Source organism: Methylobacterium tarhaniae (genome assembly GCF_001043955.1).
Lineage (GTDB): Bacteria > Pseudomonadota > Alphaproteobacteria > Rhizobiales > Beijerinckiaceae > Methylobacterium > Methylobacterium tarhaniae.
Genome location: NZ_LABZ01000167.1, coordinates 1 through 13,342, shown reverse-complemented (window position 1 = coordinate 13,342; position 13,342 = coordinate 1). Strand labels below are relative to the sequence as shown.

At 69.7% G+C, this 13,342-nt stretch carries 11 protein-coding genes and 1 tRNA gene; 5 read left to right on the top strand and 7 right to left on the bottom strand.

Annotation, left to right across the window (positions count from 1 at the left end; genetic code table 11):
• Window positions 1–40: 40 nt before the first annotated feature.
• Window positions 41–117, top strand: a tRNA-Met gene (locus VQ03_RS22050).
• Window positions 118–320: 203 nt separating this feature from the next.
• Here the strand turns inward: VQ03_RS22050 and VQ03_RS22045 are convergent.
• Window positions 321–746, bottom strand: a complete 426-nt coding sequence (locus tag VQ03_RS22045) for an acyl-CoA thioesterase (protein WP_048453056.1) — start codon at window positions 744–746, stop codon at window positions 321–323.
• 460 nt (window positions 747–1,206) lie between these two features.
• Between VQ03_RS22045 and VQ03_RS22040 the strand changes: the two genes are divergently transcribed.
• Together VQ03_RS22040 and fghA are read left to right on the top strand one after the other, a co-directional pair.
• Window positions 1,207–2,340 (top strand): S-(hydroxymethyl)glutathione dehydrogenase/class III alcohol dehydrogenase, encoded by a 1,134-nt coding sequence (locus tag VQ03_RS22040; RefSeq protein WP_048453055.1) that lies wholly within the window; start codon window positions 1,207–1,209, stop codon window positions 2,338–2,340.
• A gap of 72 nt (window positions 2,341–2,412) precedes the next feature.
• Window positions 2,413–3,246, top strand: a complete 834-nt coding sequence (gene fghA, locus VQ03_RS22035) for an S-formylglutathione hydrolase (protein ID WP_048453054.1) — start codon at window positions 2,413–2,415, stop codon at window positions 3,244–3,246.
• On the opposite strand, the gene VQ03_RS22030 is transcribed toward fghA, so the two are convergent.
• From VQ03_RS22030 to VQ03_RS22020, 3 genes are all read right to left on the bottom strand, one after another.
• Window positions 3,247–4,116: a hydroxymethylglutaryl-CoA lyase gene (locus VQ03_RS22030; protein ID WP_048453060.1), complete on the bottom strand. Its 870-nt coding sequence runs from the start codon at window positions 4,114–4,116 to the stop codon at window positions 3,247–3,249.
• Entirely contained in the window at window positions 4,116–5,351 is a 1,236-nt protein-coding gene (locus tag VQ03_RS22025; protein WP_048453053.1) for an ABC transporter substrate-binding protein, read from the bottom strand. The genes VQ03_RS22030 and VQ03_RS22025 overlap by 1 nt, the downstream gene beginning before the upstream one ends.
• A gap of 232 nt (window positions 5,352–5,583) precedes the next feature.
• A complete protein-coding gene (locus tag VQ03_RS22020; protein ID WP_048453052.1) occupies window positions 5,584–6,867 on the bottom strand; it encodes a hydroxymethylglutaryl-CoA reductase, degradative in 1,284 nt (427 codons plus the stop codon).
• Window positions 6,868–7,066: 199 nt separating this feature from the next.
• On the opposite strand from VQ03_RS22020, the gene VQ03_RS22015 reads away from it, so the two are divergent.
• Complete coding sequence (locus tag VQ03_RS22015; protein WP_048453051.1) at window positions 7,067–8,464, top strand: aminotransferase-like domain-containing protein; 1,398 nt, start codon at window positions 7,067–7,069, stop codon at window positions 8,462–8,464.
• Between the two features lie 50 nt (window positions 8,465–8,514).
• Here the strand turns inward: VQ03_RS22015 and VQ03_RS22010 are convergent, their stop codons facing one another.
• The 3 genes from VQ03_RS22010 to VQ03_RS22000 are packed head-to-tail and all read right to left on the bottom strand — an operon-like array spanning window position 8,515 to window position 10,598.
• Window positions 8,515–8,700 carry a hypothetical protein gene (locus VQ03_RS22010; protein ID WP_048453059.1) on the bottom strand — a complete coding sequence of 62 codons (186 nt, stop codon included), beginning with the start codon at window positions 8,698–8,700 and terminating at the stop codon, window positions 8,515–8,517.
• 21 nt (window positions 8,701–8,721) lie between these two features.
• Entirely contained in the window at window positions 8,722–9,336 is a 615-nt protein-coding gene (locus VQ03_RS22005; RefSeq protein WP_053078697.1) for a c-type cytochrome, read from the bottom strand.
• A complete protein-coding gene (locus VQ03_RS22000) occupies window positions 9,333–10,598 on the bottom strand; it encodes a PQQ-dependent sugar dehydrogenase (RefSeq protein ID WP_167376119.1) in 1,266 nt (421 codons plus the stop codon). The genes VQ03_RS22005 and VQ03_RS22000 overlap by 4 nt, the downstream gene beginning before the upstream one ends.
• Window positions 10,599–11,555: 957 nt before the next feature.
• Here VQ03_RS22000 and VQ03_RS21995 point away from each other — a divergent pair.
• Window positions 11,556–13,342: adenylate/guanylate cyclase domain-containing protein (locus tag VQ03_RS21995; RefSeq protein ID WP_053078696.1), on the top strand; the 1,787-nt coding region annotated here is incomplete at its 3' end.

Sequence of the window (13,342 nt, the reverse complement as noted above, 5' to 3'; positions counted from 1 at the left end):
CGCCTCATTCCCTCGTCACGACACTCGGATCACACTCTGGCGCGGGGTGGAGCAGCCCGGTAGCTCGTCAGGCTCATAACCTGAAGGTCACAGGTTCAAATCCTGTCCCCGCAACCACATACATCAAACAACCCCGCAAGGCTTCGAGCCTCGCGGGGTTGTTTGCGTTCGGGGAGACAGGATCTCTGGCGCAATGCAGAATCCGGCAGCGTCCTGAACCTCGCCCGGCGTGCAGGCTGCTGCGGCTGGCGTTACGCGCCCGGGGCGGGATCAATCTCCCGCGCCGGGAAGCCGGGCTGGCTTGATAGCCGAGCTGGCTGTCAGGAGTCCGAACTCGCGCTTCCGAGGGTGTCCGGCGGCACGGGGCGGGGGCGGCGGTTCTCGTCGATCGCCACGAAGGTGAACAAGGCCTGCGTGACCTTGATGGTCTCCTCGCTTTCCCGCGCACGGCGCCACGCCTCGATCTGGATGCGGATCGAGGAGCGACCCACCGAGACGATGTGCGCGTAGAGGCTGACCTCGTCGCCGACCACCACAGGCTGCAGGAAGGTCATGCCCTCGACGGCGATGGTGGCGCAGCGCCCGCGGGCCCGGCGCGCCGCGACGTTTCCGGCGGCGAGATCCATCTGGGCCATCAGCCAGCCGCCGAAGATGTCCCCGGCCGGATTGGTGTCGGCCGGCATGGCGATGGTGCGGATCACGGGAGGACCCCAGTCGGACAAGGCGGCGGGCGGATCGATGGACATCGGACGGGACAATCGCGAGAGGGGATGGAAGTGGACCATCACCTTAATGCCCTCTTCTCCCAACGTAATGGCTAAAATGGCGGGGACGCGCCCGAACTGCGGATCCGATCCTTCGACGCTCTCGGCTCGGCGGCACCGGCTCCAACTGCCACCCCTGCCCTCGAACACGGCACTGGCTCTTGCCTTCGGCTGTATCGCTTCCCGATCATGGCCCGGAAGGCTCGTCCCTCCACCCCGATCCCAGCCGGCTCCAGGACGAGAGGGGGAGGGGCGAGGCGAGACGGGCGACCGCCGATCCGAGGGCTGCGGGATCGTGGACTAAAGTCTGCCGCGTCGCGCCGTTGCGGCCGGGGTGAATCCGCAGCAGAGAACGGACCACTCTGCGGGCGCTTCGCGCGGCCGCCTGGTGCGATGCTGGTCGCCATACCCCCGCGGCGACGATGACTCCGTTGGAGATGACATGAAAACGCGTGCGGCCGTTGCCTGGGAAGCCAAGAAGCCCCTCACCATCGAGACCATCGACCTCGAAGGGCCCAAGGCCGGCGAGGTGCTGGTCGAGGTGATGGCCACCGGCATCTGCCACACCGATGCCTACACCCTGTCGGGCCTCGATTCCGAGGGCAAGTTCCCGGCGATCCTCGGCCATGAGGGCGCCGGCATCGTGCGCGAGGTCGGGGCCGGCGTGACGACGCTGAAGGTCGGCGACCACGTCATCCCGCTCTACACGCCGGAATGCCGCAACTGTAAGTCCTGCCTGTCGCAGCGCACCAACCTCTGCACGGCGATCCGCAGCACGCAGGGCCAGGGCGTGATGCCCGACGGCACCAGCCGCTTCCGCTGCGAGTCCACCGGCGGCAGCCCGGGCTCGAACACCGTGTTCCACTACATGGGCTGCTCGACCTTCTCGAACTTCACCGTCCTGCCGGAGATCGCGCTGGCGAAGGTCCGCGAGGACGCTCCCTTCGACAAGATCTGCTACATCGGCTGCGGCGTGACGACCGGACTCGGCGCGGTGATCTACACCGCCAAGGTGTGGCCGGGCGCCAACGTGGTGGTGTTCGGCCTCGGCGGTATCGGCCTCAACGTGATCCAGGGCGCCCGGATGGTCGGGGCCGACAAGATCGTCGGCGTCGACATCAACCCCGACAAGCGGGCGATGGCCGAGAAATTCGGCATGACCCACTTCATCAACCCCAACGAGATCGGCAGCGACAAGGTCGTCCAGGCGATCCTCGACGTGACCGGCGGCGGCGCGGATTTCTCGTTCGACTGCACCGGCAACGTCAACGTGATGCGCCAGGCGCTCGAATGCTGCCACCGCGGCTGGGGCGAGTCGATCGTCATCGGCGTGGCCGAGGCCGGCCGCGAGATCTCGACCCGTCCGTTCCAGCTCGTCACCGGCCGGGTCTGGAAGGGCTCGGCCTTCGGCGGCGCCCGCGGCCGCACCGACGTGCCGAAGATCGTCGACTGGTACATGGAGGGGAAGATCAACATCGATGATCTCATCACCCACACCATGCCGCTCGAGGAGATCAACCACGGCTTCGACCTGATGCACGAGGGCAAGTCGATCCGCTCGGTGGTGGTGTTCTAAGAACGACCGAAACCGGCGGCGCCATCCGGCGCCGCCGGGCACGGCGTTACGGTTGAGGGGAATGACGGCGGCATGGACACGATCTCGAAGGCGCTCTCGCACGGTGGCATCCAGGGCGTGTATCGGCACGAGGCCGAGACGACGCGCTGCCCGATGACCTTCGCGGTCTACCTGCCGCCGCAGGCCGAGGCCGGAAAGGTGCCGGTGCTCTGGTACCTGTCCGGCCTGACCTGCACCCACGCCAACGTGATGGACAAGGGCGAGTATCGCCGCGCCGCCGCGCGGCACGGCATCGCCATCGTGGCCCCCGACACCAGCCCGCGTGGGCCCGATGTGCCGGACGAGCCCGACAACTGGCAGTTCGGCTGCGGCGCAGGCTTCTACGTCGATGCCACCCAGGCGCCCTACGACCGCCATTACCGCATGTGGAGCTACATCACCGAGGAGCTGCCGGCCCTCGTCGCCCGCGAATTCCCGGTCGACATGGAGCGTCAGGGCATCTTCGGGCACTCGATGGGCGGCCACGGCGCGCTCACCATCGCGCTCAACCACCCGGAGCGCTTCCGCTCGTGCAGCGCCTTCGCGCCGATCGTCCAGCCTTCTACCGCCGGCTGGTCGAAGCCGGCGCTGACCAAGTATCTCGGCGCGGACGAGGCCGCGTGGCGCCGCCACGACGCCACCGCGCTCATCGCGGACGGCCGCCGCTTCCCGGAATTCCTGGTCGACCAGGGCACGGCCGATTCCTTCCTCAACGAGGGCCTGCGCCCCTGGCTGCTGGAAGAGGCGTGCAAGAAGGCCGGGATCGGGCTCACGCTCAACATGCGCGAGGGTTACGACCACTCCTACTTCTTCATCTCGACCTTCATGGACGACCACATCGCCTGGGCGGCGGAGCGGCTGCGCTGATCAAGCGGGAGCGCGGCCGAGCGCCCCGGTGATGAAGCGGCCGGCCTCGGCGAGGCGGCCGGGATCGATCCCGGTCGCGATGCCGAGGCCTTCGAGTTCAGCCACCACCGCTTCGGTGGCGACGTTGCCGGGGGCGCCCTTCGCGTAGGGGCAGCCGCCGAGACCCGCGACGGCGGCATCGATCACCGACACGCCGAGTTCGAGGCAGGCGCGGAGATTGGCGAGCGCCAGCCCCCGCGTGTCGTGGAAATGCAGCGCGATCTGCTCGCGCGGGACCACCAGGGCCACCGCCGCGACGCAGGCCCGGGCCTGATCCGGTGTCCCGGCTCCGATCGTGTCGCCGAGGGACACCTCATAGCATCCCATCGCCATCAGGTGCCGCGCCACGTTCGCCACGGCCTCCGGCGCGACCATTCCCTCGTACGGGCAGCCGAGCACGCAGGAGACGTAGCCGCGGAGCGGGATGCCGGCCTCGCGCGCCGCCTCTGCCACCGGTGCGAAGCGCGCCAAGCTCTCGGCGATCGAGCAGTTGATGTTGGCGCGCGAGAACGCCTCGGAGGCGGAAGCGAAGACTGCGACCTCGCCGGCGCGGGCGGCCCGCGCGGCCTCGAACCCCTTGAGATTCGGCACCAGCACCGCGTAGCGCCCGGTGGGGTTCGGCGGCAGCCGGGCCATGACCGCGGCGGTGTCGGCCATCTGCGGCACCCAGCGGGCCGAGACGAAGCTGCCGACCTCGATATGGGTCAGGCCGGCGGCGAGCAGGCGCTCGATCAGCTCTACCTTCACGGCGGTCGGCACGGTGACGGGCTCGTTCTGGAGCCCGTCGCGGGGGCCGACCTCGACGATCCGCACCCGGGAGGGGAGGGGGATCACGGCGCCTTCACCAGCGGGCAGCGCCCGTCCGCCAGCGGCCGGAACGCCTCGGCGGCGGGGATCGTCTGGACGAGCTTGTAATAGTCGAACGGTCCCTTCGATTCGGCCGGGCTCTTCACCTGGAACAGGTACATCGGATGGACGTGCCGGCCATCCGCCCGCACCGTGCCCTCGCCGAACAGCGGGTCGTTGGTCGGGCCTGCCTTCATCCGGGCGACGACCGTGCGGCCGTCGGTGCTGTCGGCGGCGGCGGCGGCGCGCAGGTAGGCCAGGGCGCCGGCATAGACGCCGGCCTGGTTGGCAGTGGGCCGGCGGCCCTTCATCTGGGCGGCGAAGCGGTCGGCGAAGGCGCGGGTGCCGGGATTGGCATCCCAGTAGAAGCCCTCCGTCAGGTAGAGCCCCTGCGCGTCCTTGAGCCCGATCGCGTGCACGTCGGAGAGCTGCATCAGCAGGGCCGCGAGGTCCTGGCCGCCGCCGGTGATGCCGAACTCGGCCGCCTGCTTGACCGAATTGACCGTGTCGCCGACCGCGTTGGCCAGCGCGATCACCTGGGCGCGGCTTCCCTGAGCCTGGAGCAGGAACGAGGAGAAATCGGCCGCCGCGGTCGGGTGGCGCACGCCGCCGACCACGGTGCCGCCCTCCTGCTTCACCACGCTCGCCGCATCCGCTTCCAGCGCGTGGCCGAAGGCATAGTCGGCGGTGAGGAAGAACCACTTGGTCTTGCCGGCGCGCACCAGCGCCAGGGCGGTGCCGTGGGCGAGCGCCCAGGTGTCGTAGGTCCAGTGCACGGTGTTGGCCGAGCATTTCGGGCCGGTCAGGTCCGAGGTGCCGGGGCCCGAAGCGATGAAGGCGGCCTTCGAATCGCGCACCACCTCCTGCACCGCGAGGGCCACGGACGAGAACGGGACGTCCATGATGGCATCGACCTGGCCTTCGGCGATCCAGCGCCGGGCCGTGGCCGAGCCGATATCGGGCTTGTTCTGGTGGTCGGACTGGATCACCTCGACCTTGATCTCGGGCTTCTCCTTGCGAAAGTCCTCGACCGCGAGCCGGGCGGCGACCACCGAGCCCTCGCCGGTGGAATCAGCGGCAAAGCCGCTGAGGTCGGTGAGCACCCCGAGCTTCACGCTCGTCACCTCGGCGCGGGCGGTGCCGGCGGCGGCGAGCAGGGCGGCGCCGGCGAGCAGCCGGGCGGCGAGGCGGGCGGTGCGGGTCGCAATGGTCTGGGGCATGATGGTCCTCCCGGTTCGTTATTTGATCGGCCGCTGGCTCCGCGGCTGTTCAGCTTGGTTTTTGACGTGTCGGCAGGTGCATTTTCCCACCCGCGACCTCATTCGGAGGTGCGCGTGGAACGAGCCTCGAAGGAGGGTTCCCGGGAGCGCCGAGCTTGCTGGAACCCTCCTTCGAGGCTCCCTGCGGTCGCACCTCAGGATGAGGTCGCGGGTCGGACGGAGTTGCGGCGGCTCAACCGGCCCTCACCTTCCCCAGAACCTCCTGCGCCACGTCGAGCCGCACCAGGCGCCGCTCGACCAGCACGCGGGCCACCGCCTCGATCTCCTCGCCTACCGCACCGGCCATCATGGCGATGTTCTGGGCGTGGAGCGCCATGTGGCCCTTCTGGATGCCGGTGGTGGCGAGCGCCTTGAGGGCGGAGAAATTCTGCGCCAGTCCCACCGCGGCGATGATCCGGGCCAACCGCTCCGCCGTCGTCGCGCCGAGGATTTTCAGGCAGGCCTGCGCGGTCGGGTGGAGCTTGGTCGCGCCGCCGACGAGGCCCACCGCCAGCGGCAGCTCGATCGAGGCGCTGAGGTCGCCGGACGCCGTGACCTCGTAGCGGGTGAGGCTGGTGTAGCGGCCCGAGCGGGCCGCGTAGGCGTGGGCCCCGGCCTCGATCGCCCGCGTGTCGTTGCCGGTGGCGAGCACCACGGCGTCGATCCCGTTCATGATCCCCTTGTTGTGGGTCGCGGCGCGATAAGGGTCGGCCTCGGCGAGGTGGTAGGCGCTGACGATGCCGTCGCGCACCTCGGGCCCGCCGATCGCGTCGGTGCGCCAGACGGCGTGGGCGCGGGCGAGCCGCCGGTCGGCGAGGTTCGACAGGATGCGCAGGTAGACGCGGCCCCCGCTCCAGCCGGCGATGTGGGGCGCCACCGCCTCCGCCATGGTGTTGACGGCGTTCGCCCCCATGGCGTCGCGGGTGTCGACGATCAGGTGGGTCACCACCATCGGGCCGCCGAGGGTGTCGAGCACCCGCACCTCGACGTCGCGCAGGCCTCCGCCGAGGCGCACCAGCACCGGGTCGCAGGCGTCGCACAGGGCCCGCAGCGCCTCGCGCTGCTCCAGGATGCGCAGGCGCGCCGCGTAGGGATCGCTCACCCCCACCGCCTGGACCTGGGCGATCATCAGGTTGCCGGAGACCGAGGTGGTGAAGCCGTCCTCGTAGACCTGGCGCGCGGCGTTGCAGACCGCGGCCACCACCGAGGATTCCTCGGTCGCCATCGGGATCAGTACGTCCTCGCCGTCGATCCGCATGTTGGTGGCGATGCCGAGCGGCATGGTCATGGTGCCGACGACGTTCTCGATCAGCCGGTCGGCGAGGTCGGGAGCGAGGTTGCCGAACTCGGCGAGATGCGCGACCTCGGAGGGGGAGAGGTCGGCGAAGGCGGCGACGAGGTCGAGGCGCTCGCGCGGGCTCTTCTTGTGGAAGCCGGCGATGCGCGAGGTGCGGTTCGCCCGGGATGTGTCCTGCATGATGCCTGCTGCCGATCGACGCTGCGATCGGGCGGGTCCGCGTCATCCGGACGAGGGCGGCCGCGTCCGCGGCCGCCTTGAGCATCTCTCCCTCGCCCGGGCTTGTCAGAGCCTGCCCGTTACCCGCACCGTACCCGTCCGTGCCCCGCCCACAAGGAACGCTTTGCCCTTTTTCGGGAGTGACCGTACCCTCGTGCCCATGGATACGGTCGCGAGTCCCGAGCCCCGCACCCGGGTCGAGCAGGTGGTCGCCGGGCTGACGGAGCGGATCGATCGCGGGCTCCTGCGCACAGGCGAGCGGCTCCCCTCGATCCGGGCTGCGGCCCGCGCCTTCGCGGTGTCGAAGAACACCGTGATCAACGCCTATGAGCGCCTCGTCGCCTCGGGCCGGGTCGAGAGCCGGCCGGGCTCGGGCTTCTACGTCTCGGGCCGGCGCCCGGCCCCGGCGGCGGTGCCGGGACCCGTCCCGGTCGCGGCTCTGGACAGCGTCTGGCTGCTGCGCGAGCAACTGGACCGGCACTACGACGTGCGCGTCGGCGACGGGCGGCCGCCGCCCACCTGGATGGAGAGCTCGGAGGTCGGCCGTCACCTGCGCCCGTCGGTGGGAGCGGCGAGCGAGAGCTACGGCAGCCCGGACGGCTACCTGCCCCTGCGCCAGAGCCTCGCGCTGCTGCTCGCCGAGCGGTCGATTCATGCCGAGCCGGGCGGGGTGTTGCTCACCGCCGGCGCCAACCACGCCCTCGACCTGATCATCCGCCAGTTCGTGGCGCCGGGGGAGCCGGTGCTGGTCGACAGCCCGGGCTATTATCCGCTGTTCGGCAAGCTGCGGCTCGCCAAGGCCCGGATCCTCGGGGTGCGGCGCAACCCGGACGGGCCGGATGTCGACCACCTCGACACGGTGGCCCGGCAGAGCGGGGCGCGGCTGTTCTTCACCCAGTCGCTCGCCCACAACCCGACCGGCTGCTCGCTCGCCCTGCCGGTCGCCCACCGGCTGCTGCAGCGCGCCGCCGCCCTGGACCTGCGCATCGTCGAGAGCGATCCCTTCGCCGACGTGCTGCCCACCGCGCAGCCGCGGCTCGCCGCCCTCGACCAGCTGGACCGCGTGATCTACGTCGGCACCTTCGCCAAGACCCTCTCGGCCAGCCTCCGCTGCGGCTACGTCGCGGCGCGCCGCGACGTGCGGGAAGCCTTGCGCGACCTCAAGATGGTGACGAGCGTCAACAGCTCGGGCTTCGTCGAGCGGATCATCCACGACCTGATCGAGAGCGGGCGGTACCGCCGCCACCTGCGCCGCCTCGGCGGCCGGATCGAGGCGGCCTCCCTCCAGGGGAGGGCTGTCCTGCACGATCTCGGGCTGCCGGTCTTCGGCGAGCCGCGGGGCGGGTATTACCTCTGGTGCGGGCTACCGGAGACGACCGACATCGACGCCCTGTCGCGCCGGGCCGCCGCGCGCAGCATCCTGATCGCGCCGGGCGGGATTTTCCTCCCCGAGGGGCCGGCCGGCCCGCCGATGATGCGGGTCAACGTCGCGCATGCGAGCGATCCGCGCTTCGCGCGGTTCATGCGGGAGGAGGTCGACGGAGCGGCCGGATCCTGAGGCTCGCCGAGGGCTCGGTGAACATCAGGTCTCGGTGAACATCATCGCTCTCAGAGCGGGTCACGCTCGTCATCGGTGAGGGCTGGCAGCCTGGGGCGGTCCGCTCTCGCGAGGGCGCGCACGCGCAGGGCGGCCACCCGCTCGCGCAGTGGGATCACGTCCTCGGCGCGGCGGATCTCGTTCTGCGGGGCGAGCTTGACCGCCGCGGTGAGGGTCGGGGCGCTGCGCGTCCTCATCATGGCCTCGGCGAGCGGCTTTCAGGGCAGTACCGCCAGGTAATGCGCCAGCGCCTTGATGTCGGCATCCGACAGGGAGCCCGCCACCTCGGTCATCGCCGCCCCGCCCGAACTCGGGCGGGTATTGGCCCGGTAATCGCCGAGCGCCTTGGCGAGGTAGGCCTCGGGCAGGCGGGCGACGCGGGGTGCCGCCTGGATGCCCAGATAGGTGTCGCCGTGGCAGGCGGCGCAGCGGTGCTGGAGGGCCGCCGTCTCGCCGGCCTTGGTGAGGTCTGCTTGCGTGTCCGCCGGCGGCTTCGTTTCCGGAAACGGGAGGGAGGCGAAGTACTTGCCCAGCGCCCGGATGTCGTTGTCCGACAGGCCCTCCGCCACGCCCTGCATGATCTCGTTCTTGCGCCGGCCGGCGCGGAAGAACACCAGCTGGAGCTGGATGTAGTTGCTGGAATGCCCGGCGATCGGCGGCGCGCCCTCGGCCAGCGCGTCGCCGTGGCAGGCGAGGCAGGCCTGCGCCACCTCGGGCGCCTCCGCGGCCTGAACCGCGGTGGCGCCGAGAATCGTGAGAAGGCTGAGCGCGGCGCGGGCCGGCCCGGAGATCCTCCGGGCCGGCTGGCGGGCGCGAGGGCCGGCGCCGCTCACTTGGTGTAGGCGATGCGATAGATCGCACCGGCCCAGTCGTCGGCCACCAGCAGCGACCCGTCCGGCGCCACCAGGATGTCGGCGGGCCGGCCGGTATAGTCGCGGTCGCCCTTGAGCCAGCCGGAGGCGAAGGTCTCGAGCTTGGCGTTCTTGCCGTCCGGATCGACGATCACCCGCTCGATGCGGCCGCCCTGGTACTTGTGCCGGTTCCAGGAGCCGTGCTCGGCGATGAAGATGTTGTTCTTGTACTCGGCCGGGAAGGACGAGCCGGTGTAGAACTTCATGCCGAGCGGTGCCACGTGGGCCCCGAGCTTCGCCACCGGCGGCGTGAACTCGGCGCAGGTGCGGCCTTGGGCGAATTTCGGATCCGGCAGGTCGCCCTGGTGGCAGTACGGATAACCGAAATGCTCGACGACCTTCGAGATCATGTTGAGCTTGTCGCTCGGGATGTCGTCGCTCATCCAGTCGCGGGCATTCTCGGTGAACCAGTAGCGGCCGGTGCGCGGATCGATGTCGCCGCCGACGCTGTTGCGCACCCCGAGGGCGACGATCTCGGCGGCGCCGGTCTTCAGGTCGACGCGGCGCACCTGCGACACGCTGCTCGGCGGGTTGCCGATGTTGAAGGGCGGGCCGAGCGGCACGTAGACCCAGCCGTCCTTGTCGAAGGTCAGGTATTTCCAGCCATGGGCCACGTAGGACGGCATGTCGTCATAGACGACGACCGGCTCCGGCGGCTTGTCGAGATTGGCCTCGATGTTGTCGTAGCGGAGGATCTTGTCGATCGCCACGACGTAGAGCGCACCGTCGCGGTAGGCGAGGCCGGTGGGCATGTTGAGGCCCTTGAGGATCGTCTTGACGACCTTCTTGCCGCCCTGGTCGACGATGGCGTAGACGTTGGTTGCGCCGAACGAGCCGACGAACAGCGTGCCCTTGTCACCGAACGCCATCTGCCGCGCCTCGGGCACGCCGCTGGCATACACGCTGATCGTGAAGCCCGGCGGCAGCTTCACCGCCTTCAGGTTCTCCGCCAGCTCGTCGTCCGAGGCCGGCAGGGCCGGGTTCGCGGGCGGCGCGAGGCCCTTCTGCGCCGAGGTCTCGTCGCCGAGGAACCAGTCCGGCGGCGGGTTCTTCCAGAACGCCTTGCCGCTCGAATCGTACTGCTTCAGCGCCTGCGCCCCGGCAGGCCCGGTGAAGAGGCTGGCCGCCACGAGGGCGGCGCCCGCCCAGGCCGCTCGGCGCGCGTTGCTCGGGCGGGCTCTCATGCTCGCTGTCATCCTGCTTCCTCCCTGACGTCTTGTTCTTCGCCCGGGTCGTGTCCCCGCTCCGCCGCGCTCGCCCTCGCGCGGGCGACCCGCCGGACGAACGAGCACGACGGACAGCGTCACCATGGACCCACCTGGGACCCACCTGGGACCCACCTGGGACCCATTGGGGATCCACTCGAGCGCGCTTCTGAAGTCGGTCGCTCCTCAACCTGTGGTCAGGCAGTCACCGCCTCGGCGTGCACACTGTCGAATTGTCCCCCGCCTTCCGTCAAGAGCAAGAAACGCGACCGGCCGGACCGGGACCCGTCGGGACGATCCGTCGCCCGAACGGTCCATCCCGGAGAGGTCGGCGCTCGGCCCGCCCCATCCCGCGACTTCGCGTCCCAGGCCGGGACGCGCCGGGCCGGTGTCGTAACGCTTTCGGGGAGGGGGAAGGGCCGGCGCGGGCGCAAACGATCCTGTCCGCGCGGTCATCGAGAGCGGATGCGGCGGCAGGACCCGTCATGGTGCTCAGGATCGTCTGTGCGGTGGGGCGAAGACGGAAAAGACCACTCCTCATCAGAGGCTCCGGTGCGTCCGGGATTGCAACGTCTTGTCATTCCGATGCATTTGATATGATCGCCAAACTATGCGCCGTTTGCTTATATATTCCATGCCTGGACTATTATCAGTTCGACTTCTGCGCCGGAATGGCCTGCAGTGATATTGAACGGCATTCGCAATTCGGGGATGATCTGCGCGCATCCAGCGCATGGGCATGGCACGGCCGGACCGCGTTACACAGCAGAAAAATCGAATGCTTGGCCATACGAATACTGGCTCCGCAGCAAAGGGCTCGGAACGATAGTGATCATGTTGCGAGGAATGCTGAAGCAGCGGTAAGTTTCGAGCCGGCTCCCCGGCATGTGCTCGCTCATCGGGCCGGACGCGGTTTGGACAGGCAGGCCCTTGGCAGTGACGGACACCTTGCACGCGGCCGTACCGGATCTCGAACGCCGTCCACGGGCCATCCTGTGCGCGGACGTCGTCGGCTACACCCGGCTCATGGAGGCGGCGGAATCGGAGACGCATGCCCATCTGCGGGCCCTGCGCGTCACGGTCATCGATCCTGCGATCATCTCGCATCGGGGGGAGGTCGTGAAGAACACCGGCGACGGTTTCATCGCCGTGTTCGTCAGCCCCCGCGACGCCCTGCACTGCGCGGCGGAGCTGCAGCGGGAGCTCGCCTCCCAGGAGGCCGGCTTCGTGCCGGAACGCCGGATCCTCTTCCGCATCGGGCTGCATTGGGAGCGGATCATCTTCGACGAGAACGACGTGTTCGGCAGCGGGATCAACATCGCGGTGCGCCTCCAGAGCGCCGCACCGGCGGGTGGGGTCGTGGTGTCCTCCGCGCTTCTCGACCAGATCCCGGAGCGGGAAGACTTCGCGTTCGACGACCTCGGCAAGCTGTCGCTGAAGAACCTGACGCAGCCGGTCCAGAGCTTCGCCCTGTCGATTCCCGGTGCCGAGCAGGCCGGTATCCGGCGGCCGGCCGGCGACACGCGGATGGCGGCGAGGCCCCCCGCCATCGCGGTGCTTCCCTTCGCGTATCTCTCCTGCGACCTGCAGGACGGCTATTTCGCGGAGGGGTTCGTCGACGACATCGTCGTCACGCTCGGCAACATCCCCGAGCTCGTCGTCGTCTCGCGCGGATCGACGATCTCGTTCCGGCGCCGTCCGGTCGATCCGAGCGAGGTCAGCGAGAAGCTCGGCGTCCGCTACGTCCTGAGCGGCAGCGTCCGCCGCACCCAAAACCGGATCCGGATCTCGGCCGAGCTCGTCGACGCCGTCGACGCGTCGGTGGTCTGGGCCGAGCACTACGACGAGCCGATCGAGGAGGTGTTCAACCTGCAGGACGAGATCGCGATCCGGATCGTCGGCAAGATCGCCAACTATGTCCGGCGCGCCGAGTTGCAGCGTGCCCTGCGCAAGCCCCCGCAGAGCCTCAACGCCTATGACTGGCTGCTGCGCGGCCTGGACCTGATGTACCGGCTCGATTTCGGCAGCCTGGCCCAGGCCCGGACCTGTCTCGAGCGGGCGCGGGACGAGGACCGGGACTATTCCGCGCCCTACGCCTTCCTGGCCCATTGGCACATGTTCGCGATCGCGGAAGGCTGGGCGTCCGGCACGGAGGCGGGCCTGGCGGAGGTCGTGCGCCTGGCGCAGTGCGCGGTCGAGCGCGACCCCTGCAACGCGCTCGCGGTGGCCATCGAGGGCCATGCGCGGGCGATGTTCTTCCGCGACTACGACGCGGCCATCGAGCTGTGCGACCGGGCGACGGCGATCTCGCCCAACAATTCCTGGGCCTGGGTGTTCAGCAGCGGGCCGTACGGGTTCGTGGGAGACCCGCATTCGGGGATCGAGAGGGCACAGCGGGCGATCCGGCTGTCACCCCTCGGCCAGCAGGCGTTCTTCAACTACACGCTGCTCGCCCAGAACCAGTATCTCGCGGGATCTTACGGCGACGCCGCCCGGTGGTCCCGGAAGGCGCTCCACCTCAACCCGCGGTTCGGCAATGCCGCCCGCGTGCTGGCGGCGAGCCTCGTCGCGGCGGGCCACCGGGACGAGGCCGGACAGGTCGCCGCGCATCACCGCCGCATGCTCCCGAGCTTCCGGGTCTCGGACTACGCCCGGCGCTGCCCGTTCACGGAGCCGCAGGCCTCCCTCTACGTGGCACGGCTGAGGGAGGCCTGCGGCTCCGT